General features: G+C 44.8%; 23 protein-coding genes and 1 pseudogene. 16 read left to right on the top strand and 8 right to left on the bottom strand.

What is annotated here, in order from left to right:
- Nucleotides 1-46: 46 nt before the first annotated feature.
- Nucleotides 47-892, bottom strand: a complete 846-nt coding sequence (locus BT_RS01680) for a hypothetical protein (RefSeq protein ID WP_008766129.1) — start codon at nt 890-892, stop codon at nt 47-49.
- 392 nt (nt 893-1,284) lie between these two features.
- Between BT_RS01680 and BT_RS01675 the strand changes: the two genes are divergently transcribed.
- Both BT_RS01675 and BT_RS01670 read left to right on the top strand, forming a co-directional pair.
- Nucleotides 1,285-2,301, top strand: coding sequence for a methylcobamide--CoM methyltransferase (locus BT_RS01675; RefSeq protein ID WP_011107209.1), 1,017 nt, complete (start codon nt 1,285-1,287; stop codon nt 2,299-2,301).
- Nucleotides 2,302-2,329: 28 nt separating this feature from the next.
- The gene (locus BT_RS01670) at nt 2,330-3,103 is read left to right on the top strand and encodes a vitamin B12 dependent-methionine synthase activation domain-containing protein (RefSeq protein WP_011107208.1); all 774 of its coding nucleotides are present in this window, start codon (nt 2,330-2,332) and stop codon (nt 3,101-3,103) included.
- Between the two features lie 213 nt (nt 3,104-3,316).
- Here the strand turns inward: BT_RS01670 and BT_RS01665 are convergent, their stop codons facing one another.
- From BT_RS01665 to BT_RS01635, 7 genes are all read right to left on the bottom strand, one after another.
- Nucleotides 3,317-4,888: a sodium:solute symporter gene (locus BT_RS01665; protein ID WP_008766132.1), complete on the bottom strand. Its 1,572-nt coding sequence runs from the start codon at nt 4,886-4,888 to the stop codon at nt 3,317-3,319.
- A 28-nt stretch (nt 4,889-4,916) separates the two neighbouring features.
- Nucleotides 4,917-6,725: a corrinoid protein gene (locus tag BT_RS01660; RefSeq protein WP_008766133.1), complete on the bottom strand. Its 1,809-nt coding sequence runs from the start codon at nt 6,723-6,725 to the stop codon at nt 4,917-4,919.
- A gap of 9 nt (nt 6,726-6,734) precedes the next feature.
- Nucleotides 6,735-8,981 carry an alpha-xylosidase gene (locus BT_RS01655; RefSeq protein WP_011107207.1) on the bottom strand — a complete coding sequence of 749 codons (2,247 nt, stop codon included), beginning with the start codon at nt 8,979-8,981 and terminating at the stop codon, nt 6,735-6,737.
- A gap of 121 nt (nt 8,982-9,102) precedes the next feature.
- Entirely contained in the window at nt 9,103-10,953 is a 1,851-nt protein-coding gene (locus tag BT_RS01650; protein WP_011107206.1) for a right-handed parallel beta-helix repeat-containing protein, read from the bottom strand.
- A gap of 769 nt (nt 10,954-11,722) precedes the next feature.
- Nucleotides 11,723-12,205, bottom strand: a complete 483-nt coding sequence (locus tag BT_RS01645) for a DUF456 domain-containing protein (protein WP_008760630.1) — start codon at nt 12,203-12,205, stop codon at nt 11,723-11,725.
- A 77-nt stretch (nt 12,206-12,282) separates the two neighbouring features.
- The gene (locus BT_RS01640) at nt 12,283-13,725 is read right to left on the bottom strand and encodes a hypothetical protein (RefSeq protein ID WP_008766136.1); all 1,443 of its coding nucleotides are present in this window, start codon (nt 13,723-13,725) and stop codon (nt 12,283-12,285) included.
- Entirely contained in the window at nt 13,715-15,268 is a 1,554-nt protein-coding gene (locus BT_RS01635; RefSeq protein WP_008766137.1) for an AAA family ATPase, read from the bottom strand. The genes BT_RS01640 and BT_RS01635 overlap by 11 nt, the downstream gene beginning before the upstream one ends.
- A gap of 292 nt (nt 15,269-15,560) precedes the next feature.
- On the opposite strand from BT_RS01635, the gene BT_RS01630 reads away from it, so the two are divergent.
- The 14 genes and pseudogenes from BT_RS01630 (at nt 15,561) to BT_RS01570 (ending at nt 26,261) form a co-directional block, all read left to right on the top strand.
- Nucleotides 15,561-15,842 (top strand): tetratricopeptide repeat protein, encoded by a 282-nt coding sequence (locus BT_RS01630; protein ID WP_008766138.1) that lies wholly within the window; start codon nt 15,561-15,563, stop codon nt 15,840-15,842.
- Nucleotides 15,843-15,876: 34 nt separating this feature from the next.
- The gene (locus BT_RS01625; RefSeq protein WP_008760626.1) at nt 15,877-16,104 is read left to right on the top strand and encodes a 4Fe-4S dicluster domain-containing protein; all 228 of its coding nucleotides are present in this window, start codon (nt 15,877-15,879) and stop codon (nt 16,102-16,104) included.
- Between the two features lie 12 nt (nt 16,105-16,116).
- A pseudogene (locus BT_RS01620) lies at nt 16,117-17,200 on the top strand (3-methyl-2-oxobutanoate dehydrogenase subunit VorB).
- Nucleotides 17,201-17,210: 10 nt separating this feature from the next.
- Nucleotides 17,211-17,387, top strand: coding sequence for a hypothetical protein (locus BT_RS24310; protein ID WP_008760624.1), 177 nt, complete (start codon nt 17,211-17,213; stop codon nt 17,385-17,387).
- A gap of 12 nt (nt 17,388-17,399) precedes the next feature.
- On the top strand, nt 17,400-18,164 hold the full coding sequence (locus tag BT_RS01615) for a thiamine pyrophosphate-dependent enzyme (RefSeq protein WP_008760623.1): 765 nt from the start codon (nt 17,400-17,402) through the stop codon (nt 18,162-18,164).
- Nucleotides 18,165-18,183: 19 nt separating this feature from the next.
- Nucleotides 18,184-18,726: a 2-oxoacid:acceptor oxidoreductase family protein gene (locus BT_RS01610; RefSeq protein WP_008760622.1), complete on the top strand. Its 543-nt coding sequence runs from the start codon at nt 18,184-18,186 to the stop codon at nt 18,724-18,726.
- A 120-nt stretch (nt 18,727-18,846) separates the two neighbouring features.
- The gene (locus BT_RS01605) at nt 18,847-20,889 is read left to right on the top strand and encodes a putative porin (RefSeq protein WP_011107202.1); all 2,043 of its coding nucleotides are present in this window, start codon (nt 18,847-18,849) and stop codon (nt 20,887-20,889) included.
- 17 nt (nt 20,890-20,906) lie between these two features.
- Nucleotides 20,907-21,746, top strand: a complete 840-nt coding sequence (locus tag BT_RS01600) for a transporter substrate-binding domain-containing protein (protein WP_011107201.1) — start codon at nt 20,907-20,909, stop codon at nt 21,744-21,746.
- A 442-nt stretch (nt 21,747-22,188) separates the two neighbouring features.
- Complete coding sequence (locus BT_RS01595) at nt 22,189-22,710, top strand: RNA polymerase sigma factor (protein WP_008760619.1); 522 nt, start codon at nt 22,189-22,191, stop codon at nt 22,708-22,710.
- Nucleotides 22,707-23,168, top strand: a complete 462-nt coding sequence (locus BT_RS01590) for a hypothetical protein (RefSeq protein ID WP_011107200.1) — start codon at nt 22,707-22,709, stop codon at nt 23,166-23,168. The genes BT_RS01595 and BT_RS01590 overlap by 4 nt, the downstream gene beginning before the upstream one ends.
- Before the next feature lie 28 nt (nt 23,169-23,196).
- Nucleotides 23,197-23,643 (top strand): DUF6108 family protein, encoded by a 447-nt coding sequence (locus BT_RS01585; RefSeq protein ID WP_032841026.1) that lies wholly within the window; start codon nt 23,197-23,199, stop codon nt 23,641-23,643.
- A gap of 23 nt (nt 23,644-23,666) precedes the next feature.
- Complete coding sequence (locus tag BT_RS01580) at nt 23,667-24,569, top strand: hypothetical protein (protein ID WP_011107199.1); 903 nt, start codon at nt 23,667-23,669, stop codon at nt 24,567-24,569.
- A gap of 113 nt (nt 24,570-24,682) precedes the next feature.
- Nucleotides 24,683-25,669 (top strand): Gfo/Idh/MocA family protein, encoded by a 987-nt coding sequence (locus tag BT_RS01575; protein WP_008760615.1) that lies wholly within the window; start codon nt 24,683-24,685, stop codon nt 25,667-25,669.
- A 121-nt stretch (nt 25,670-25,790) separates the two neighbouring features.
- Entirely contained in the window at nt 25,791-26,261 is a 471-nt protein-coding gene (locus tag BT_RS01570; RefSeq protein WP_008760614.1) for a nucleoside deaminase, read from the top strand.
- The last annotated feature ends 24 nt before the right edge of the window (nt 26,262-26,285 follow it).

Below are 26,285 nucleotides of genomic sequence, written 5' to 3'. Positions count from 1 at the left end.
TGTGTTTAATAAAAAGAGAAAAAACGAAAGCTCCCTTAATCAATCATCATTTTGTTTCAACCCACAAAAATTTGCTATTTTCAGCAATAGCTATCATAGTTTTTAATCGAGAAACAGCTGATACATCTAAAGATGAAGCATCAATTTGGGCATATACTTGTTTAGTATAATCACGAACAGTTGATTTATCATCCATATTCACTAAACCATTAATATAACTCTCTACAAGCTGAAATTCAGATACTCGCTGAGGAAATTCTTGCTTCATTAAATTCATCAGTTGATCAACAGAAGTACTTTTCTTAACCAGATCCATTATTTCCAGCAATCTTGTCTGAAGCAACAGGGGCATTTCTTCTGTATATCCATAACTTTTCAATTTTTTGTTAGTAGAATTATATAAATAATAATTAGAAAAAGTACCATTAGCTATTACGGGATCTTCCCTCATCATATTATATATTGTCTTATTATGATCATTTCCAATTATTTCATAAGGTCTTAACGGAGCATCGTATACCTTCCAATTTGAACTCAAATGCCACCAATTTCTAGGAAGATCATCATCTGAAGCCGCACAAATAAGTGAGAATACAACAGCCGTAATCAAGCCACCTCTAGGTGTTAAACCTTTATTTACTCCCCAACCATAACCCCAAGCATCTCCTACAAGAAAACGCTTTATTCGATTCCAAAAGGGACCACGAGTCTGTATTTTATTAGCATTCAAGGTTTCTATAAAGTCTATTAACTCTTGAATTTCAACATCTTGTGTTTTTTCTTGATTTTGTTGTGTATTTATAACAACATCATTTGAGTTTGAACAAGAATAAAAACAATTCATTACAAGTAGTAATGAGACACAAAATACAATTTGCTTAATCGTCTTCATAATTTCAATTTTTAAAGTAGGTACTATTAAAGAATTACATTGCATCATTTTTCTATTTGCCATTATACCAAAAGAGAACTATATGATACTAATTTAACACCAAATATATTCGTTATTTTTGTAACGTCCAACTTATTATCGCATAAAGTGTAATAATTTCATCCTCTCCAGTACATTATCCGCCGAGATATTTTATATAATATGCCATTAAGATCAATGAAATGTTCAGTCTAAAATCCTTCACTTACGTTGATTCTAGTGCGTAAAATATCATAGATACAATTATGACACATAGTTTTTTATAATAATCATCTATTTTTTATGCAAACTTCAAGATTACAAAAGAACAATAATATCGTCTTACTATATGACGAAGTTAAAAAACAGAAGTTATGGGTAAACTGAATATGAAAGACTGGATCGGTCAGACGATCCTAAATAAAAAGGTCATTTCCATTCCTATCATGACACATCCGGGCATCGAGCTTATCGGAAAGACGGTTCATGATGCAGTAACGAACGGACAGGTGCATTATGAAGCAATCAAAGCGCTCTGCGACAAATATCCTGCTGCTGCCGCAACGGTTATCATGGATTTAACGGTAGAGGCGGAAGCATTCGGAGCCGAAATTATATTTCCGGAGAATGAAGTACCAAGCGTATCCGGTCGTTTGCTTGCAGACGAAGCTGCCATTGATGCCTTGGAAATACCAGCACTGAATAAAGGAAGGATCGCGCAATATCTCAAAGCGAATATGCTGACTGCAAAGAATATCACAGACCGTCCGGTGCTGGCTGGTTGTATCGGTCCTTATTCATTAGCGGGACGCTTGTATGATATGTCCGAAATCATGATGCTGATTTATATCAATCTCGAAGCAGCCAACACTTTGCTCCACAAATGTACCGATTTCATTATTCGATACTGCATGGCCCTGAAAGCGACCGGAGTGAATGGAGTGGTAATGGCGGAACCTGCTGCCGGATTATTATCCAATGAAGATTGCCTGCAGTATTCTTCTGTATTCGTAAAAGAAATAGTTGAGAAGGTTCAGGATGATCATTTCACCGTTGTACTTCATAATTGCGGGAATACAGGAAATTGCACCCAGGCTATGGTATATACGGGTGCGGCAGCCTATCATTTCGGAAATAAAATCAACATGGAAGAAGCATTGAAAGAAGTTCCTGCCGATGCTCTTGCGATGGGTAATCTTGATCCGGTCAGTCTTTTCAAGATGTCGAGTCCGGAGGAAATGAAAAAAGCGACTCTACAGTTATTGGAAGCCACTGCCGCATATCCGAACTTCGTTCTGTCGAGCGGTTGCGATATACCGCCATATACGCCATTAGCTAATATAAATGCTTTTTATACAGCATTGGAAGAGTTCAATGAAACTCGAAATTAGGCTGTCATTCAGATAATGTCAATTAATAATGATTGAGCAAGAACTCACTTATCAAGACTTACGAATCCCATCGTCCGAAATTTATGAAGCAATGGGATACAAAGATTCTATACCGGATCAGATGGTAATAGATGAGACTAATACGTTGCTAAAACGGGTTATTCCCCTGCTTCGCCCTCGGTTCGCATTCTTCTTTATGGAAGGTACACTTGATATCGAAAAAGAGACTCTTAGCGTACAAAGCATCCATCCACCCACTGTCAATCCTATACAAGACACCATTCCCACACGGAGCCCTGAGCAAAACACTTTTTCTACACAAAGTAAAAGTACCGTTTTCTCTGTTGGTAAAACCATCGCCCGTCAATTAAGAGGATCGGAAGCGTTTGTCTTTTTTGCAGCTACTGCCGGAACTGAGTTTGAGGTATTCCAGCATACGTTGCAACAAGAAGAAGATATGGTCAAAATATACATAGCAGACTCGTTAGGGAGTATTATTGCAGAAAAGACGGCTGATTGCATGGAAGTCGCTTTGGCTGAATATATACGGGAGAAGAACTGGAAACATACCAACCGATACAGCCCAGGATACTGTGGATGGCACGTTTCGGAACAACAAAAACTGTTCCCATTGTTCCCCATAGCTGCTCCCTGTGGCATCCGGTTGACAGATTCCAGCCTCATGGTACCCATCAAATCAGTTAGTGGCGTCATCGGAACGGGCACTAATGTCCGCAAGCTTGAATACACTTGTGGACTGTGCACTTACGAAAACTGTTATCGCAAAAGAAAACACAGATAAATTTGTGATCGGGGGCTTACTAAAAGTCGGTAGTACCACCATTCTCCTCCTTCGGGAAGGAGTGGTCGAAGACCGAGGTGGTAGGTGAAGAAATAAATTAATGATAATAAACAAGTTATATAATTACCTACCACCTCCCCCTACGGGTACTCCTCCTTCCCGAAGGAGGAGACTTAAGATACTATCGACTTTTTAGTCAGCTTTATATCTTCTTTAATGGCCATTAAAGAAGATATAAAGCCCTATCATAGTTACGATAAGCAACCCCCATAAGATAAGTACAATGCGGGCAGGCTTTTCTTCGATCTTCTCCATATTCAATATTGCCGTCTGAGGAGTCTTATCCAATAGACCGACAACTACCATCCCTATCCCGATAATAACGAACAGATAGAAGGATAATAACATAAAATGAGGCCATGCAGAATATTGATCCGCAGGAAATACCCATAGATACAATACACCTACTCCTATACTGAATACCGTCCCCACTGTCAGGGCAGCGTTAGCAGCCAACGTAGTCGTACGCTTCCAGAAAACGCCAAAAAGGAAAACTGCCGCCATAGGAGGTGCAATGAATCCCAATACAGACTGGAAAACATTGAATAAATTCAGTCCGTGAATGCTGTCAATGGCAATCGTTATGATTACCGATATCAGAGCACCGGCTACCGTCACCACTTGTCCGACCCGGATGATCTCCTTCTGCTTCGCCTGCGGGCGAATCTTCTTCACATAAATATCCATTGTAAACACGGTACTCAAAGCATTCAATGCCGATCCGATAGTACTGACAAGCGCGGCAGTCAACACAGCCAACACCAGCCCCACCATCCCGACAGGAAACAAATGGGTTACCATCGTCATATACGCCTCATCGGGATTCTCCAACTGCGGAAACAAGGCCAGACAGATGATACCCGGAAGAATATAAAGAGGAACATCCAGTATTTTGAGCCATCCGGTAAAGTTCGTTCCCAACTGTCCTTCTTTCAGACTTTTGGCTGCCAACACAGGCTGTACCATCGACTGATCCGTACACCAGAACCATACTCCCATCACAGGATATCCCAAAATAATCGGCAACCAAGGGAAAGCGGTATCATCATTCGGTCTGAACAGATTCCAGAAGTCTGCCGGAACGGCATCTGTCAGAGCCGATATACCACCAACTTTATAGATTCCTACAATAGCCAACGCAGCCGAAACAAGAATCAACAGGATCATCTGATAAACATTCGTGTAGGCAACCGCTTTCAATCCTCCGAGCATCGTAAAGAATGCGGATATGATCAGCAATATCAAAGCGGACTGCCACATCGGTATATCGAATACCTGACGAATCAGAACGCCACCCGCAAACAATGTCAATGCTAGCCAGGAAATCAAGATTGTAACAATCGTATACCATGCCAAGATATTACGGGTAGACTGTCCGAACCGCTTTCCCATAAACTCCGGCAAGGTGGAAACACGAGAACCCAAGTAACGGGGAGCGAAAACAAAAGCAAGCAGGCATATAAAAACGAAGGCATACCAGGCATAATTGCCCGAAACGATGCCGGTAGTAAATCCGGCACTGGCAGAAGCTATCAACATAGACGGCCCCACATTAGTCCCCCACATGGAGAATCCGATATGGTGCCATCTCAAAGAATGTTCCGCCAAAAAGAGACTGCTCCCCTTCTTTCGTTTGGAACTTGCCCATATACCAATGGCGATAAGAATCAGAAAATAGGCAATCAGAATGCCCCAATCCAGTGTGTCTAAGAATTTCGCATGCATAATTCAAGTATTAACAATTAAAATATTCTTAATCTCTTTTCCCCATCAGCACTTTGGCGACCGCCACGGCAGTATTAGCATTATCACTATACCCGTCAGCACCGATTTCATCGGCAAATCCCTGACTCACGGGTGCTCCTCCGATCATCACTTTCACCTGATCGCGGATCCCCGCCTCTTCCAATGCCCGAATCACATCCTGCATATAAGTCATAGTGGTAGTCAGCAAGGCACTCATACATAAGATGTCCGCTTTGTTTTCCTTCACCGCTTCAACAAACTTGTCGCAAGTGACATCAATACCGATATTAATCACTTCGAAGCCACAACCTTCCAGCATGGAAGCCACGAGGTTCTTTCCAATATCATGCAAATCTCCTTTTACAGTACCGATCACAATTTTCCCGATAGTAGCAGATGCATTCCCCGCCAGTAAAGGTTTCAAAAGTTCCAAAGCTCCTTTCATGGCACGCCCCGCCATGAGAAGCTGAGGAACAAAGGCCTTGCCGTCCTGAAAACGCTGACCGACTTCGCCCATAGCCGTAATCATATAACCATTGATAATATCCTGCGGGAGTACCCCGGCAGCAATGGCATCCTTTGTAACTTCAACAGCCGGTTCCAATTTTCCGGCTACAATGGCATCATACAAAGGTTTCATCCGATCCTCTTCCTGAGACTTTTCTTCTCTGATCCGAATACTTTCCTGTGCATTATCCTGTTCTCCAACGGGTTGATTCGTGTGAACATCTGCAGACACAGACGAAGAAGAGCCGGTATATTCCTCAATGATTCTCATTGCCTGCTCCACTTCCCTCTCATTGTGGAAATCCATTTCCAGATGCACTCCGTCTGCCCCGATATGGTCCAACAAAGGTTTCAGTTCCTCCAGAGTCACCCAGCAAGCCATTACGCTCTTACCTCCTGCCAGTATCTTCTTATATAAATCGTACCACTTCGGAGAACCTCCCTGCGGCTCGCCGACACCGGGCGTCCATTGGATGGCATTCAGTTCTTCAATCTCCAGCAAGGCGGGAAGGTGATGCATCGCTCCCACTCCATCAAGATGATAGAGCGTATAATCGATTTTCTGACATTGCTCACGAATAAACGGCTGCACAAAACGACGATAATCATCCTGACTGATCATGGTAGAAATATCGCTCTGCAACTTACTCATCTTGCCCGGAGCCCATGAAGAGAAATAGCAGAATGCCATTTCATCCCCTTCACGGATAATGTCGTAGAGTTCATCAAAGACTTTAAAATAGATGTCATTGATCTGCTGCATCTGTTGCTCCAGCACTTCGGACTGCATCACCGTATCCAGCAATACCATATCCGTACCTTTCAAAGCCGCCAATACATCCAGTCCTTCCATCAGGTCGGGCATACCGACAAAGTAGTTTCCGTTGGCTTTAGCCTTACAGGCTTTCAGAAGTTCTTTATGCAAGAGCCAGTTCGGATGTTCGGGATTGAATACGATCTCATCATTAAAGTTCGGATCGGGATGTATCCAGATCGTATCTTCGCCTCCTTCAAACACTCCGCCCAGAATAGCAGCCAGTGAGCCGGGACCCAACTGAGTATTTGCAACAGGCAGCATATCCGCCATCAGACTACTGTGAGCGACATACCAATCCAGATATTCCGCCCGCCATTGAGGGTCGAACCACTTCTGCGACAAATCCCTTGCCGGAGCAGGTGGAGCAATGTCGGCGTGCGGTTTCACGCCTTCCTGAAAGTGTTCCCACATAGAAAGAATAATTCCTTTATGATTCCACCAATTTATATAACGCTGTTTCGTTTCTTCTAAGTTTGTTTTCCAAGTTTTCATCGCTATTCTTTATTTAGTCCAAAATCCTTTGTAATTATGATCTATGCGCAAGGCAATACTTTTGCCTAAATCCATCTCGTCCGTACAATTCACTTCCTCCGGATAAATCGGGATAACGGCATTCTCACGCACATAAACAGGCATCTCTTCCAAGGGCACATACACCTCTTTCAGCCAGCGTCCGCCTTGCAACCGTTCGCCGGTAAAGAAATTCACCCACTGTCCTTCGGGGAGATAAATGTCGCGACGGTTTTCGCTATTCATCACCGGAGCTACCAGGAAATCATTGCCGAAGTAATATTCGTCATCGATATGCCAGCAGAGTTTATCTTCCGGATGATGCAGGATGAGTGCCTGTAACAATGGCCAGCCACTTTCTACTGCCAGTTTACTTTGCTCTATGATGTAGGGAATCAACGAGTAGCGCAGTTTCCACCACTTCTTCACCAGCGGGGCGATAGCCGGATAATGCCAGGGTTCCCGCTTATTGGTTCCATGATAACGGATGTGTGAGGTGAACACTCCAAACTGGGTCCAGCGCATATAGACGTCCTCCGCTACGATTGAGTTCATAAAATTGGGCAAGGTATGGAATCCGGGGACATCATGGCTCCAGAAGGCAAAGCCCGATAAACCGAAGTGCAGGCCTCCTTTGAGTGAACCGGCCATGCCATCCCATGAACTGCAGGAGTCACCTCCCCAGTGCAACGGATAACGTTGGCAACCCGCCCAAGCGGCACGTGCCCAGACAATGCCGTCCCCTGTTACCTCCTTTGTTATTTCGTAAGCTGCTTTCTGATAGAGCAAGGCATACAGGTTATTCAACAGTTCCGGTTTCATGCCCTTGTAGACAGCATCCATGTGGATATTTTCTCCGAAATCGGTTTTAATACAGGTGACTCCCATATCCAGAAGTTGCTTTAATAGCCCCTTGTACCATTCGGTTGCCTTCGGATAAGTAAAGTCGATAGTACCCGCATAATCCAGAGCCGAGAAGTTGGAACCGTCCGTGTCCTGCTGCTTCGTCAGAGGAGCTATATACTCATTCGCCTTTGCCTCCTCGATCTGTTCCGCATCTTCAGCAACATAAGGTAACTGCCATAAGGACACACGATAACCGTTCTTCTTCAATCTCTGAATGAATCCTTTCGGGTCGGGAAAACGTTCCTCGTTAAACTTCCATTCACACAGCCAGTCGGTTCTGAACCATCCGGTATCCAGATGGATGACATCGCAGGGATAATGTTCGGCACGCATACGGTCGCAGATCTCATTTACTTCGTCGGCACTGAAATAAGTCATCCGGCTCATCCACACTCCGAAGCTCCAGAGAGGAGGCATCGAAGGATATCCGGTCAGGTCACGGTAGCCGCGAAGTATCTCTTCCATCGTATCGCCGGCAATGACAAATGCATCCAGCATAGCCTGATCGCTCAGGAACTGTACGGAGCGGGTGGAATGTCCCGCCAGCGAAAGTTTGCTGTGGGCGCAGGTATGGTAAAAAGTCCCGTACATCCGGCTGGAGAGATAGAAAGGTATATTCTTATAGGTACGCCGGTTATTTACTCCCTGCCCATCCTGATTCTTGAGGAAAAGCGTCTGTCCGCTCAAGTCCATTTTGAAGAAACGCTCTCCGGTTCCTGCAAAGCATTCATCCGGCCGGCTCTCGAAAGAAAGGGTGGCACGTTCCTTTTTGCCCGTCCGTTTGCAGAAGGCAATGGGCAGTCCGTCATAGCGGGGAGGCGAGAAATGATCGTATGCTGCCAGGCGGATTTCCCGTTTGCCGTCAGGATACAGAGTGATGTCCAGTGTTTCCTGAGGATCGGGCAGTAACTCGCTCCATCGGTCCAAAGCCGGCTCTTCTACATTGATAACGGCACGCTTCGTCCCGTCTTGGGTGAAAAGAATCCATTTGCCTCCCTGCTTCTCTACAGACAAAGGTACTCTGCGAATCCGTTCGCTGAATTGCAGCATTTCCGACTGATCTGTCAGTTCATATTCACCAAATCCAAGAAACAGACGGGTAATGCCGATATTATACTGGCGTATGATCAACGTATATTCTTCTCGGGGGACAGCCGTATCCGCAACCATATCATTAGCTAACAGCTGTTTTTGAAAGGGGACCGTGACACAGATATCCCCATCCTTTTCGTAAACGGCTGTCGGTTTACAGGCTTTCCAAAGTGACTCATCCCTTAATAACTCTGTATCGAAATCAAGGAAATCGAACAAATGGTAATTAGTAGGTTTCATTTATGATCTATTATTATTAGTTTTATCTTTATTTATCTATACTCATGCAGACTTCACAAGTCTCTATGGCCCCACTTTTTGCACAGCCCGACACTGCGATAGGCTCAGTGTCGGACTGTACTTACTCCGGTTTTATCCTTCCGGCCTTATTCTTAATGCTTTCTGTCACTTGTGGTCCGTTATTTTTCCATACATTCCGATTGCCGGGACGATTCGAGTCGAAACGTTCAGTCGGACACCAGTTGTTTTCAATCGTATATCCGTCCGTAGCTTCATCCAAATAAATATAAAAGGCCCTGTCATTGGTGGCGTAAGGTGCTTCTTCGAGATGTTCGATCCGATTATTCCGCATCACGGAGCCCGGTTGGTTGGAAAGCGTATAAAGTCCTCCGGCATCATACAGACGACGGGCAAAGTGATGTACGTAGTTGGCTTCTATCCGGTTGTTTTTCATTCCGCTTTCCAGCGATGTCCACCCCCAGCCGACACAAATACCCGAATAATTCAAGTGACAGACTTCATTATGGGAAATGGCGATACCGCTGACGTATCCCGCACCGATCCCCACGCACCCCCAGTCTTCATTGGTCACATCAGTGATCAGATTATTTTTAATGGTAATGTCCGTGCATAGGTTACGTTCTTCCGGAGGGATGAAAGGCACATGCGTCTCAAAACCTCCGTCGGGGAATGCACCGATCAGTATGCCTGTACCACCGATATCCGAAAAGACACAATTCTCTATGCCGGAAGATGAAACAGCCCATTCATAATCCAGTCCGGTAGATGCCAGATGCCGGAACCTGCAGCGACTGAACGTAAGATGCTCAGTACCCCGTACACGTATTGCCGTTTCGGGGCGTGCAATCCACGCCTGGTTCTCCAGTTCCGCTTTCTCCGGAAGTCCCGGTTCATGCAGTTTATAAGCATCCAGCAGAGGAAAACCTCCTTGCAAAGTGACATGTCCCTGATAGGAAGGACGCATCCATGAAGTATGGGCAAAGGTGATTCCTTCCACTCGAATATGCCGCACCGGGCGTTCCAATGTGCCGTCTACAATCATCAATGTTTCCAGAGCAGGAACGATCACTTCGGCAGTCTCCATATCTTCTTCCGAGCGGGGATAATAGTAGATTGTCCCCGACGGATATTCCTGCAACCACTCTCCGGGTTGGTCCAGCAGTTCCAGAGCATTCGTCAGGCAAAAGGAAGAGTTGCCTTTCTCTCCCCCGATGACGGGCTGAGGCCACGGATGGGCAAACTCCAGATGACTCTCCGGTTCGTGAAAGCGAATGACGGCCTGTTCTCCCCTAACGTCTATACTCTTCACACGCAGAATGGCAATCGCCCAACGTTGATGAACTATCATTTCCAGTCGACGGGCATTGAGGAGGTTTCCGATCTGAGAAGCAGGGATTATTATCGTCTGTTCTTCCGGATTGAAATCAATCATCCGTTCCATCACTCCATCAGGAAACTGTGCCGCTCGCTGGGCCTTGTTGCCGTCTACCAACATCTGGCGGGTTTCTACGATTCTATTTCCAAAGGATGGCGCCTTTGCCACCCATATTTTTGATCTTAATTCCTTTGCAATCCGAGGATCATCACATCCCTTTTTCCATCCGGTCACTGCCACTCCGCCACTGATGACAGGATGCGCATTCTCCACCGCACGGATGAGTGTCGGAGAATCGGGCGTGCCGCTATCCTCCGGTCGGATAAACAAAGGAGCGGACTGTGCATAAACCCCGTCTTCCAAACAGATACAAATTCCTCCGGCCGCCTCGGGACGATTCAGCCTTCTCCATTCACGAGCCTGCTTGATGGCGCGATTCAAGGTAAGATAAGGAGCTTCTTTGGTACCTGCATTCCTGTCACTCCCATGCGGAGAAACATAAACCTCGCCTGCGACGAGAACGGAAAATAAACCTAAAGAAGCCATAAAAAGAAGAACAACGATTGTCTTTTTCATGGTACAAACTCAATGTGCTATTATAGTTAGGACGGGCATACATCAATTTAGTACTCGAATAGGATGAAAATAATAAAAATGCCATTGCTACAATTGGAGTACTTTCAGTATTCAGACTATTCAGTTTTACTCGCAAACGACTTGATAGAAGGGGATAGCGGCTGAAGGCACTATTTTGTACCCTGTCTTTAGGAGCTTCTAAACGGTGCAAGTGGCTTCAGTCCTTTCATCCTCAATAATAAATCCATAGTTAATTGGTTATAGCTCTTTGCATGCAAGTTGTAGCTACTCCGCATGCGAGGTGAATTTTATAAGCTCGGCGCTAAACGTCACTCAGTACCGAGGCGAAGGGTACTCAACACCGAGGGTAAGATTGGTGGGATACCGGCTTACTTCAAATCAATAAACTAACCAATAGTTCAGATAAAAAACAGAAGGTCTGTTTGCCTCAAACAGAGCCTGTGTTTATTCCAAACAGAACCTTTGTTTGAGATAAACACAGGCTCTATTAAGTCAGTAACTACCGACGTTCGAATGGATTATTTTTCAGGCTGAAGGGACTGAAGCCACTTGCACCGTTCAGAAGCTCCTAAAGACAGGGTATAAAATGCCCCCTTCAGCCGCTATCCCCTTCTGACTGGGCATTTGCGGACAAGGCTGAAAGGACTGAATACGGAATGTCGTTTCTTTGTTGGCGAGGTCGAGTTTTGCCCCTTTTTGTTCCGAAAAGAAGCAAAAACTTATAATTCAAATCCGTACAAAACGAATTCTATGATCGAATAAACCCGACTATAAACTGATAACAGAAATAGCCACAAACTACAAATTTCAGGAATGTTCCCAGTAGAAATCCAATCAATGATCCTACCCCCGATCTAAGTGCTTGAGAAAACTCTTTATTCCCTAGCAATTCGCCAATAACTGCTCCCAAGAACGGACCGAAAATCACTCCCCAAGGCAGGAAAAGAAGGCCGATAAGGGTCCCGATGATACATCCCCAATTGCCCCATCTGCTACCACCGCTATACTTGCTGCCAAGCATAGGGGTGAAGTAGTCCAAGACTTGCACGACAAGAACAATCAGCAGCCATACAATAAGTTGTGTGGTAGTGTATTGAACCTTATCCGTAAAATGAAGAAGGACCAATCCCAAATAAGCAACGGGAGGACCGGGTAGAAAGGGAAGAATACATCCCATCAGTCCGGTAATGAGGCATAACACACCTAGTATAATCAGAATAATATCTAACATCGTTTTATTGCATTTGAAAGATGTACTTTATATCCGGTGGCAATTTAAGCAAATAAACCGAATCCTCCAAAAAACAATCAGTAACGTCGGGAAGGAGTATAATCAATTCTATAAATACGGTCGAAGAAAGGACTCCATTCATTCTCCGCAATCCCAAGTTGCAGACCGTAGAAATGCGTATCCACTTTTCTATATTCCAGCATCTTGTCAGTCAGTTCCGGCACGGATAAAGGTATCTTAAAATCACTGATCCATAACACATCCGCATTCATATACTCCTTTTTTGACTGAAGCAACCGGAAGATAGCTTGCAGCATTCGGGTAGCATCCGTATCTCCACAAGAGGTGGTGGAGAAAAATTCAAGCAGCCGCGCCCTCTCTCTCCGCACATCAATCGGATTGATGGATACAGAAAAGGCAATAAGGAAACAGTCCCGACGTTGCCTGTCAGCTATTTCCAATATTTTAATCAGCAGCGAATATGCAATCTTTTCCGGTTTCCCGACCATACTTCCGGAAGTGTCCAGACAGACTATCATCGGTCCTTTCTGCGTAGCAGGCTTTATTTCCAGTCGCCGTGCCGGTTGCATGATCTCGGATTTATAGCGGAAGGTCTGAAGTTTTCGGGTAACATATTTATAGACAAACAAGTCTTCCAGCTCATCATCGGCACAATGCGCCAGTTCTGTAGGAAGCAATGCGTTCAGGTCATTCCCTACTGTGATACCCAAAATGTCACTTTTAGAAGAATGCTCCATCTTATATACATTCCCCTGCGCGACATGTAGCTGCTCCTGTCCTTCATCGTCAGCCATACGCCCCATCTTATTGGCAACCTTGACCACTTCCGGATATTCTTTCTGAATGCGGACGATTTTGCGTATCCGCTCAAAATCCACCGTATTCCACATACCGCTCATCAAGCCCCAAGCCTGATAGAACTCGTCTTTCTCTATGTTATTTTGCCGGATATATCCGGGGATATTCCTGAGATTGGCATGAAGTCTGCGTTCGAAATCATCTTTGCGCTGTTCTATCTCCTTTTCCTTTTGCTCCTGCAAATCCCGTTGGAAAGCCTCTTTCCAGTCGTCCACCATCCTCTCCCAGACTTCCTCATCCGCATATTTCCCTTCATTGCCGAACTGCCCCTGATAAAATGCCTTGTCGAAACCATTACCTTCATGTTTGTCGGCAACCTCCTGTAGTAAAGCCTGCCACCCGTCTTTCCGCTTGGTCTCGGACCATTCCAGCACAAGTTCCATTCCTTGCTGTTCCGACTGGCTTTTCTGCATATTGTACTTTTGCTTTTCCAGATTCAGACGGATAAACTGGCTCATTGCATCGTAAAAGATTCGGGCACAAAGTTCATCACTCAGGACTTGTATCTTTATCATCGGATCGTTCATGACGGAAAGCAGGTAAGCGTACAGCGGTTCGTTATCCGCCTCCGCACACTCTCCGGTCGCTACATACTTATCCAGCACCTGCACATAAAATGCAGCATCATATCTAAGACTCATCGCCGTATCTCAGTTTACGGACATCCACACGTGCCCATGCAATCTCTTTACGAAGGGTCGCCACATATTGTGCCACCCCTTTTTTATCTTCTTCGGAAATAAAAATATTCTCAGACAAGTCTTTTACTAATTTCTCAATCCGGCCATGGGCTGTCTCCAACTCCGTCTCATAATCCCGGTCGGTGAGAGTCATATTGCCCAGCCACAACTGCTGTTGCTCTCCCCTCTTCAGCCGACGCATCGGAAAGCGGACACCATTGATATAAAGATTCTTCTCATCCCTGTAAAGTGTCACCCTTTCGGCACCTTGTTCCTTCATTTTGGTGGCATCCGAAAAAGTACGTATAATCGTTCGCTTCGGATTCAGCGGATCGGCATACATGACTCCTGTTGCAGGAACATCCTTCGGACTGTATTCTTTCAGATTCTTATAATCCACAATAAATATGTAGGTATTTCCCGTACCATGATTCTCTATCTGATAGTAGAAATGATCGATGATCATCAAATCATCGTCTCTGCGGTCACCTTTCTGACGGGCTTTCTCCAATGCTTCACGCACGCGGCTCACTTTCAGGTCCGACTTTAATGATAAGTTGATAGCGGCTATCTCCTTCACATAAGGAACAAACAGCGCACGGACAACGATCTGCCGGATATCCGCACACTCTTCCGGTTCATTCCACAAGCAGTGGTAAACAGGTAATAAATCTGTCAGACAGACTTCCTTCCGACCATGAATGAAAGCAGAAGCTTTCAGCAGCTTCACGATATTCTTCCAGCGACGGTCACTCACATAGACATTCCGATGTACTTCCGAGCCTTGAATCTCGACTTTCTCCAGGTTCTTACGGATTTCTGTGATGCAGGACAGGACTTCGGCAGATACCTTGATCTGCCGTATCTCTTTCTGCCATCCAGCATATTCCTCATCCGAAATCTGCCACCGACATGCTTCCTGTTCTTCTTCGTCATCATCGTCCAGCAACATTTGATAGAACGCTTCCTCCTGTTTCACGCAAGTGCTGATAATGCGAATCAAGAAACGGTCCCACAAGGCTTCCAGTCCTTCGCCCTGCGTAGGCAGTTCATTACTGGCAGCCACCAGCAGCTTCAACGGAAGTTTCAGTTCCGTATCTCCATTCCGAAACAGCTTTTCATTGATGACCGTCAGCAACGTATTCTGAATAGCCGGACCGGCTTTCCATATTTCATCCAGAAACACGACATCCGCTGTAGGCAGATACCCGTCCACAGCACGCTCGTATTTATCCGATTCCTTCAGACGGCTGATGCTCACCGGACCAAAGATCTCATCAGGTGTGGAGAAACGAGACATCAGGTATTCAAATGCCCTTGCATCTACAAAAGCTCTCTTCAACCGACGGGCCACCATCGACTTTGCCACCCCAGGAGGTCCCAGCAACAAAATACTTTCGCCCGCCAAAGCAGCCAGCAAAGACAAACCGATTTCAGCCTCTTTCTCATATACCCCCCTGTTCATTTCGGACAGCAGCAACTGTATACGTTCTTTTATTTCCATATTATTCTTTGATTCTGCACATAAATAAAGATGTTATTCACCTTACCGCCTATGCATTGTTTGCAGATAAACGGCTTACAAATATACGGTTTTACCTGTCATTAACATAAATACATCTTCTCTAATTCTGTCTTTTATACTCAAGAATTATCTTAAGGCATATTTAATATTGATTATTTATTCACCCAATATGCAATAAAAACAAAAGGAGGTAAATTTCCTTTCTCATTTTCCCCCATTTACATAAATAAAAACTATCTTTGCGATTCAGAATCCCGAAAGACGAAAGAAAATGGAGCAAATAGACAACCTAAAAGAGCTTATCAATCAAGGGGATGTGGACATAGCAATCAAGCAACTGGACCAACTTCTCCAAGACGATTCTGTCGAGAAAGATAAAGATATGCTCTACTATTTACGGGGAAATGCCTACCGAAAAAAAGGAGATTGGAAGCAGGCGCTGGATAACTACCAGTATGCTATCGATCTTAATCCCGACAGCCCCGCTGTTCAAGCCAGAACAATGGCGATAGATATCCTGAATTTCTACCACAAAGATATGTATAATCAATAACCGAATTCAAAGATAACGTAATAAAATAGAGATTATGGCAAAAATTAAAGGAGCAATCGTAGTCGACACGGAGCGTTGCAAAGGATGCAACCTATGTGTAGTAGCGTGTCCGCTCGATGTAATCGCCCTCAACAAAGAGGTGAATATGAAAGGCTATAACTATGCCTGGCAAGTAAAAGAAGATACCTGCAACGGATGCAGCTCGTGTGCAATGGTTTGTCCCGACGGATGTATCTCAGTGTATAAAGTAAAAGTAGAATAAAAGAAAAAGAATATGGCAGAAGAAGTTGTATTAATGAAAGGAAACGAAGCCATCGCCCACGCAGCTATCCGTTGCGGTGCGGACGGATACTTCGGATATCCTATTACTCCCCAATCGGAAGTACTGGAAACGCTTGCCGAACTGAAACCGTGGGAAACAACCGGCATGGTAGTTCTTCCAGGCAGAAAGTGAAGTGGCAGCTATCAATATGGTATATGGAGGCGCAGGTAGTGGAAAGATGGTATTGACCTCTTCCTCAAGTCCCGGCGTGAGTCTGAAACAGGAAGGTATCTCCTACATCGCAGGTGCCGAACTTCCTTGTCTGATTGTAAACGTAATGCGCGGCGGTCCCGGATTGGGAACCATCCAGCCGAGTCAGGCGGACTACTTCCAGACAGTGAAAGGAGGCGGTCACGGTGACTACAGACTGATTGCCCTTGCTCCGGCATCCGTACAGGAAATGGCGGATTTCGTTGCACTCGGATTCGAACTTGCTTTCAAATACCGTAATCCGGCTATTATCCTTGCCGACGGTGTAATCGGACAGATGATGGAAAAAGTAGTTCTTCCTGCACAGAAGCCACGCCGCACCGATGCAGAAGTTATCGAACAATGTCCGTGGGCTGCTACCGGAAAAGCGAAAGGTCGTAAACCGAATATTATTACTTCACTCGAACTGAAGCCGGAAGCAATGGAAATCAACAACATCCGTTTCCAGGCTAAATACAAACAGATTGAGGAAAACGAAGTACGCTTCGAAGAAATCAACTGCGAAGATGCAGAATATCTGATCGTAGCTTTCGGTTCCATGGCACGTATCGGTCAGAAAGCAATGGAACTCGCCCGCGAAAAAGGAATCAAAGTAGGTATTCTTCGCCCCATCACTTTGTGGCCGTTCCCGAGCAAAGCCATTGCCGCTTACGCTGACAAAGTGAAAGGTATGCTCGTTACAGAATTGAATGCCGGACAGATGATCGAAGATGTCCGCCTGGCTGTCAATGGTAAAGTAAAAGTAGAACATTTCGGACGTCTCGGCGGTATTGTTCCCGATCCGGATGAAATTGTAACTGCTCTGGAAGAAAAAATAATCAAATAACGAAACGACGATGAATCCCGATAAAATAAGAAACGTATTGAACATCCTTTTCATGATATTGGCACTTGCCGCTATCATTGTCTACTTTGTAGTAGGAAAGGAAGATTTTAAAATGTTTATCTACGTATGCGGCGCGGCAATCTTTGTCAAGCTGATGGAGTTTTTTATACGGTTCACCAACAGATAAGGAGAAGAAGTTATGACTAAAGAAGAAATAATCAAACCTGAGAATCTGGTTTATAAAAAACCGACTCTGATGAATGATAATGCCATGCACTACTGCCCGGGTTGCAGTCACGGCGTGGTACACAAGCTCGTTGCCGAAGTCATTGAGGAAATGGGCATGGAAGAAAAAACGGTGGGAGTCTCTCCGGTAGGATGCGCAGTTTTCGCCTACAACTATCTGGATATAGACTGGCAGGAAGCCGCTCACGGACGTGCACCTGCAGTAGCTACGGCTATCAAACGCTTATGGCCCGACCGTCTCGTTTTCACTTATCAGGGTGACGGTGACCTGGCCTGTATCGGTACCGCCGAAACAATCCACGCACTGAACCGTGGCGAAAACATTACCATTATCTTTATCAATAACGCTATCTACGGTATGACCGGCGGACAAATGGCTCCGACGACTCTGGTAGGCATGAAGAGTTCTACTTGTCCTTACGGACGTGATGTCGAACTACACGGCTATCCATTGAAGATTACCGAGATTGCCGCCCAACTGGAAGGAACTGCTTATGTTACGCGTCAGTCGGTACAATCAGTGCCCGCCATCCGCAAAGCCAAGAAAGCAATACGCAAGGCATTCGAAAATTCGATGAACGGCAAAGGTTCCAATCTGGTAGAAATCGTATCAACTTGTAGCTCCGGCTGGAAGATGACTCCGGAAAAATCAAATAAATGGATGGAAGAACATATGTTCCCATTCTATCCGCTGGGTGATTTAAAAGATAAAGAATAACGCAAAAGTCAACAGAACAATGAAAGAAGAAATAATTATTGCTGGATTCGGTGGACAAGGCGTATTGTCCATGGGTAAGATTCTGGCTTATTCCGGACTGATGGAAGGAAAAGAAGTGAGCTGGATGCCGGCATACGGTCCTGAACAACGAGGCGGAACAGCCAATGTGACAGTGATTGTCAGCGATGACAAAATCTCTTCACCGATCCTGAGTAAATATGATACGGCGATCATACTGAACCAGCCTTCACTGGAAAAGTTTGAAAGCAGAGTAAAGCCGGGCGGTATCCTGATCTATGACGGATATGGGATTATCAACCCTCCTACCCGCAAGGATATCAAAGTATATCGCATCGACGCAATGGATGCTGCCAACGAAATGAATAATGCGAAAGCCTTCAATATGATCGTACTTGGCGGTTTACTGCAACTCCGTCCTATCGTAACTCTGGAAAACGTCATCAAAGGATTGAAGAAAACTCTTCCGGAACGCCATCACCACTTGATTCCTATGAACGAGGAAGCGATCAAAAAAGGAATGGAATTAATCCACGAAGTTTAATAAATTAAGAGTTTAAAATTGAGAATTGAGAATTATTTGCTAGATAATAGCGCGATGCAACATAATTTTCAATTCTCAATTCTCAATTCTCAATTTAAGTAAGTATCTTTGCCTCCAATTATGAGACGAATCTTACTATTATATATATTATTCTCCGTTGTAGGACTGAGTGCTATCCATGCACAGCTCAACCCTGCCCGCCAGCAAATCGACGAGAACGGACGCGACCAATATGGTAATCAGGTAGACCCTGCCATGATTCCGGACAAACTGGATAGTGCCAATGTTGAAGTACAGGGACTGCCGCCTACACTATATATGTGGCGTATCAAGAACCAATTAGGCGACCGGACAATGATTCCGGCAGATACAACTTACCATCACTTTCAGAATACGAATCTTACAGAAGGAATCACCGGACATTATAATTATCTGGCCAATTTAGGTTCACCGCGTCTGTCGCGTATCTTCTTTGAGCGCCGTTATCCGGAACCAACCATCTTTATGGAGTCTTTCTCCAGCTTTTTCATTCGCCCGACGGAATTTAACTTTACGAATAGTAATGTTCCTTATACTAACCTGACCTATCACAAGGCCGGAAATAAGCAAAATGGAGAAGAACGTTTCAAATCTTATTTTTCAGTCAATGTAAACAAGAAGTTGGCTTTCGGCTTTAATATTGATTATCTGTATGGCCGAGGCTACTATAATAATCAAAACACTTCTTATTTTAATGCCGCGCTTTTCGGTAGTTACATTGGCGACCGCTATCAGGTGCAGGGAATCTATAGCAACAACTATCTGAAAACGAATGAGAACGGTGGTATCACTGACGACCGCTACATTACCGCACCGGAAGAAATGGCAGAAGGAAGAAAAGAATATGAATCTGTCAATATCCCTACCGTACTCAATGCCAGTGCCAACCGTAACCATGACTTCTATGTCTTTCTGACACAACGCTATAATCTGGGATTCCACCGGGATATTCCACAGGCAGAAAATGATACGATGCCTGCCAAACAGGAATTTGTTCCGGTCACCAGCTTTATACATACCATTCAGGTAGAACGTTCGCGCCATAATTTCCGTTCGGATGATAATGTAGAAAACTATTATAAGCAAACTCTCCTTGATAAAGAGAATACATTCGTCAGAGACAGTACTGTCTATATCGGAGTCAAGAATACCATAGGTATTGCTTTGCTCGAAGGCTTCAACAAATATGCAAAAGCCGGGTTGACAGCCTTTGCCTCACATAAGCTGAGCAAATATTCATTAATGAGCCTAGACCCGCTAAAGCAGGATAAATACAATGAGACAGAAATCTATATCGGTGGCGAACTGACTAAAAAACAGGGAAACTTTCTTCATTATCACGCAATCGGTGAAGTGGGAATGGCAGGAAAGGCTATCGGACAGTTTGATGTCAAAGGAGATATCGACTTAAATATCCCTTTATGGAAAGATACCGTCAGTGTGATTGCACGCGGAGAAATCAGTAATAAACTTGCGCCATTCTACATGCGTCATTACCACTCCAAACATTTTTGGTGGGATGATGATATGGATAAGGAATTCCGCACCCGTATCGAAGGCGAGCTGAGCATAGCCAATTGGGGGACCCGCTTAAGAGCCGGCGTTGAAAACATAAAGAACTATACTTACTTCAACCAGCAGGCATTACCGGAACAAAAAGGTGGTAGCTTGCAGGTAGTATCAGCTTGCTTCAATCAGGATTTCAAAGTGGGAATCTTCCATCTGGACAATGAAGTAATCTGGCAGAAATCCAGTGATCAGGCTGTACTTCCATTACCGGAACTTTCGCTGTATCATAACTTCTATATGCAGTTCAAGCTGGCGAAAAAAGTATTGAGTGTACAATTAGGTGCTGATGTACGTTACTTCACTAAATATGATGCTCCGGCCTATATGCCTGCTACACAGCAGTTCTACCTGCAACCGGAAGAAGGTAAAGTAGAGATAGGCGGTTATCCGATAGTGAATGTTTATGCTAACTTACATTTGAAACGTACCCGTTTCTATGTGATGATGTATCACGTCAATCAGGGAATGAGCAAACCTAACTACTTCCTGGCACCTCATTACCCCATTAACCCACGTGTGCTGAAATTCGGACTTTCATGGAACTTCTATGATTAACAAAACCTCTATGATTTATGAAAACGCACCCGAAATTGAGACTATTCAGATATCTGTTGCCGGTAGTCATTGTACTGGCACTCATCTTCTCTGTCCGCTATTGCGGTAAGCAAGAAAAACCTCTGGGGCATCCGCGTGATTATGCAGCCATCGCCAAAGAAGGCATCCTGCATGTAGCCACCGAATATAATTCAATCAGTTTCTATGTAGACAGTGACACTGTCTCCGGATTCCATTATGAACTGATAGAAGCGTTCGCACGTGACAAGGGGCTGAAAACTGAAATCACTCCTGTCATGAGCTTCGACGAACGGCTGAGAGGATTAAGCGACGGACGCTACGATGTCATAGCCTACGGAATACTGGCAACCAGCGAACTGAAAGATTCTCTGCTTCTCACCTCCCCCATCATACTCAACAAGCAGGTGCTGGTGCAACGAAAAGCGAACGGGGAGAATGATTCACTTTATATCCGAAACCAATTGGACCTTGCCCAAAAGACACTTCATGTGGTAAAAGGCTCGCCTTCTATTCTACGTATTCAGAATCTGGGAAATGAAATCGGAGATACTATTTATATAAAGGAAATAGAGAAATACGGTTCAGAGCAGTTGATTTCGTTAGTTGCTCATGGAGATATCGATTATGCCGTCTGTGATGAAAGCATTGCCCGTGCAGTGGCAGATTCATTGCCTCAGGTAGATATCAATACCGCAATCAGTTTTACTCAATTCTACTCATGGGCAGTCAGCAAGCAATCACCCGCATTGCTCGATAGTTTGAATACATGGCTGGATAAATTCCAAAAAGAAAAAGAGTATCAAAAGATTTACCGGAAATACTATGGTGATAAATAGATAAAAAATAATACGCCGAAGACTTGACTTTCGCATTTGAATGTCGTATCTTTGTCAACGTAATCATAAAGTAGTTTCAGTTAAACTACACGTAAAGGAGGGAATCACAGTTCCCTCCTTTCTTTTTGTTACAATGAATGAAAATCAGCCTTTTTCCCAGCTTTTTGCTCATTTTACCCCCGAGCTTAGTCCGTTTTACCTCGTTTGTTACCATACTTAACATAGTATCTTATGACTAATTAGATGCTTTGTTATGATTAATCAGATGCTTTGTTATCCATAAACCGATGCTTTGTTATCCCAAAACAGAAGCTCTGTTTCCGGACAGCTCCCAAGAGTTAACAATCAATAAAGTTGCTCTTGACAAAAATTTGCTCTACTTTTGAAAAAAATTCCCTTTTCGATGTCACGTTTTTAATCCGCCACCGTCTTATCAGTGTAAATGGAACTGAAACAATTTAAAATAACCGTTGTACCCCTTCGAGACAAGCTGCTGAACTACGCCCGAAGGATGACAGATGATCCTTCGGATGCGGAAGATGCCGTACAGGAAGTCATGCTGAAGCTGTGGAATCTGCGCCAGAAGCTAGACGAGTACAGAAGTATCGAAGCCGTAGCCATGACCATGACGCATCATCTCTGCATGGATATGTGGCGTGCCAAACGACCGGACACTCTATCACTCGACCGTGTACAGGCTCCCACCCCTTCGGCTACTCCGGAGCGACTGCTGGAAGAGAAAGATGAGTTCAGATTGATGCGGGAAATTATCGACTCCCTGCCTACGCTGCAACGAACGATTATTCGCATGAAAGACATCGAAGAGTACGAGACGGAAGAGATTGCCGAAATCACCGGCTGCAACGCAGAAGCCATCCGCAGTAATCTGTCGAGGGCCCGCAAGAAAGTAAGGGAAGTCTATTTGCAAACGATACAAGAACGAAAAAGGAGGAACAAAGCATGAAAGATATAGAAACCTTGCTAAACAAATATTTCGAAGGAGAAACCACCTGCGAGGAAGAGCGCAGACTACGACGTTTCTTTGCCGAAGGGCTCGTACCGGAACATCTGGAGGTATATCGCCCGGTGTTCGCTTTCTTCGAAGCGGAACAGAAGGAACTTCCGGAAATCTCCGGTATAGGTAATGCCGTCGAAATGCCAGAACTCGCCCCATTCGAGAAAAAGACAAAAACGATCAGACAGTATCTGACTTACAGTCTCAGTGCTGCCGCTGCCGCCATACTGCTACTCGTAGGCATCTCCGGTATCTACCGTCATCTATCCCCTGCACCGGCCAACTATGTAATCATTGACGGTAAGGAATATACGGACGTTCATTTAATCCGCGAACAGGCGATGGTCGCCTTCCGTGACGTCAGCCTCAGCGAGGAGGAAGTGTTCGCTACTTTATTTGATGAATAATATAATATAAAAACAGCATATAATTATGATGAATAAAATCATTCGTACCACACTAATCGCCCTGTTACTTACATTCGCCGCCCATGCGGCCGCCCAACAGGGACTACAGATTGCTACCGTCTTTCAGAAGTACGGAAAGCAAAAAGGGGTAACTATGGTAGAGCTATCCAATGAAATGCTGGAAACTTACCAGATGACTCTCTATAAAAGTCTTGTGTTCAAGGATGCCAGCGATGCACTACCTACGATTCTCCGTTGCCTGGAAGCCGACAAGAAGAAAGCAAAGAAGGTGAAAGAAGTGGTTTCCAACGGGCAAATCAAGTCCGGCTATTACCAGCTTCCCCAGCTCAAGGAGGATGTGAACCGCTTTATCCTCTTCAAAACCGGAAAGAAAGATTCGGCTACCCTTATCTATATCGAAGGAGAACTGGATGCCGACGACCTGATCACCATGTTATTCATGAAGAAAGAATAAAAAACAGATAAAGAAATACGAATATGAAAAAACTATTATTACTATGGCTCATGATAGCTCCAATGAGCGGAATGGCACAAAATGAAAGTACACCGCAGGATACAACACTTTACGTCAACGGACGGAAGATCGTGATCAAGGAACAAGGCGACAAGATTAAAGTGAAACTCTACGAAAGCGCATCCGGCGGAGATACGATAACAAACGCGCAAATCTTCGAAGGAGTCTACCTGAACGGGCAGAGTACGGAAAGCCGTACCGTGCTGAGCGCTCTCCCCTTCTCGAAGAAAAACAACAAGAGAAACAGGTTCGAGCCACATGCCGGCGGATTCTACATCGGCTACACCCGACTGTCCAATGACTTCCTCTCATTCAATCCGTCGAACGGTGCCGACCTCAACACCAGTCATTCATGGGAGATAGGCGGCAATCTGTTTACCGGTTCGCACGCTTTTGCACCTACCTATAACTGGGGGATCACCATCGGACTAGGATGGGGATACCGCAGTATGCGCCTGGACGGCAATGATGCTTTTCGTGAAATAGACGGAGTGACCGAAATTTATTCCGGCATGGAGGCGGAAGAGCCTATAGAGTACAGCAAAAGCCGTCTGCGCTATTTCTACTTCCGCATTCCGCTCTCCATCGAATGGCAAACACGGCTCAACGGCAAAGGTCCTTTGTTCTTTGCTGTAGGTCCCGAAGCCGAAATACGTCACGGATTCAGATCCAAAGCCAAAGTCAACGGATCGAAGAAGACGATTGACAAGGGACTGAACGGACGCCCGCTAGGTATCAACTTACTAGCACAAGCCGGTTATGCGGACTTAGGCGTGTATATGCGTTACTCTACCTACGGACTCTTTGAGAAGAACAAAGGTCCCGAACTTTATCCGTTCTCTTTCGGCGTATGCTGGTACTGGTAAAGTAAAAACTCAGACCCTTGCCTATTTCTGACAGTTAACAATCAATAAAGTTGTTCTTAATAAAAAATAGCTTTATCTTTGGGAGTTGTTAAAACAAGCACAATAGGTATATTATGAGTGAAAAGATGATTAAATGGGGCTTCATCGGCTGCGGAGAAGTAACCAAAACCAAAAGTGGCCCCGCCTTTCAAAAGGTAGAACATTCTGAAGTAGTAGCTGTAATGAGCCGTGATGGCGCCAAAGCAAAGGCTTATGCGAAAGAAAGAGGAATCAGAAAATGGTATGATGACGCTCAGGAACTGATAGACGATCCGGAAGTAAATGCCATTTATATCGCCACTCCTCCTTCTTCACACGCTACATACGCCATTATGGCTATGAAAGCAGGCAAGCCTGCCTATATTGAAAAACCAATGGCTGTCACTTATGAGGAGTGTACACGCATCAACCGTATTTCTAAGGAAACGGGTGTTCCCTGTTTCGTCGCATATTACCGCCGCTATCTCCCCTACTTTCAGAAAGTGAAAGAAATGGTAGAGAACGGTTCTATCGGTAATGTCATAAACGTACAAGTCCGCTTTGCACAGCCGCCACGTGATTTGGATTACAACCGTGAAAATCTTCCTTGGCGTGTACAGGCTGATATTGCCGGTGGCGGTTACTTCTATGACCTCGCCCCGCATCAGATCGACTTGCTGCAAGATATGTTCGGCTGCATCCTCGAAGCCAGCGGATATAAGAGCAATCGTGGAGGGCTTTATCCTGCCGAAGATACGCTGAGCGCCTGCTTCCAGTTCGACAACGGATTGGTCGGCAGTGGTTCATGGTGCTTTGTTGCCCATGATTCCGCCCGCGAAGACCGCATCGAAATTATCGGAGATAAAGGTATGATCTGCTTCTCTGTCTTTACGTACGAGCCGATTGGTCTGCACACCGAACGCGGCCGGGAGGAAATCTGTATCGGTAATCCTGAGCATGTTCAACAACCTCTTATTCAGGCAGTAGTAGATCATCTGCTCGGTAAGTCAGTCTGCTCATGCGACGGAGAAAGTGCTACCTTGACTAACTGGGTAATGGACAAAATATTAGGGAAGCTCTAAGATAATGCTCCCTCGTTTGTTTCTTAAAATAATTTAATCACTTTATTCTATCGTTAGTTTTCTTTATATTTGCGAAAGGTAGCAATAAAAGCAAAACTAACGATATTTATTTTTTATAACTATGACCAAAGAAGAACTAATGAGGAAAGCAATAGAGCTTTCGAAGGAAAATGTTGCTAATGGTGGAGGCCCGTTCGGAGCTGTCATTGCAACAAAAGAAGGAGAAATTATAGCTACAGGAGTCAACAGAGTAACCTCTTCATGTGATCCCACTGCTCATGCCGAAGTTAGTGCCATACGTGCCGCAGCCGCGAAACTGGGAACATTCAACCTCAGCGGATACGAAATCTATACTTCATGCGAACCTTGCCCGATGTGTCTGGGTGCCATCTATTGGGCACGACTGGACAAAATGTATTATGGGAACAACAAGACAGATGCCAAAAACATCGGTTTTGACGATTCCTTTATTTATGATGAGCTGGCTCTAAAACCTGCCGACAGAAAACTTCCCTCGGAAGTATTATTGCACAACGAAGCCATTACAGCCTTTGAAGCCTGGATGTCCAAAGAAGACAAAGTAGAATATTAGCATCTAATCTCACTTAAACTCACT

The sequence above is a fragment of the Bacteroides thetaiotaomicron VPI-5482 genome (assembly GCF_000011065.1).
Classification (GTDB): domain Bacteria; phylum Bacteroidota; class Bacteroidia; order Bacteroidales; family Bacteroidaceae; genus Bacteroides; species Bacteroides thetaiotaomicron.
Note: the sequence above shows the minus strand (reverse complement) of the source record. Positions and strands in the feature narration are given on the sequence as shown.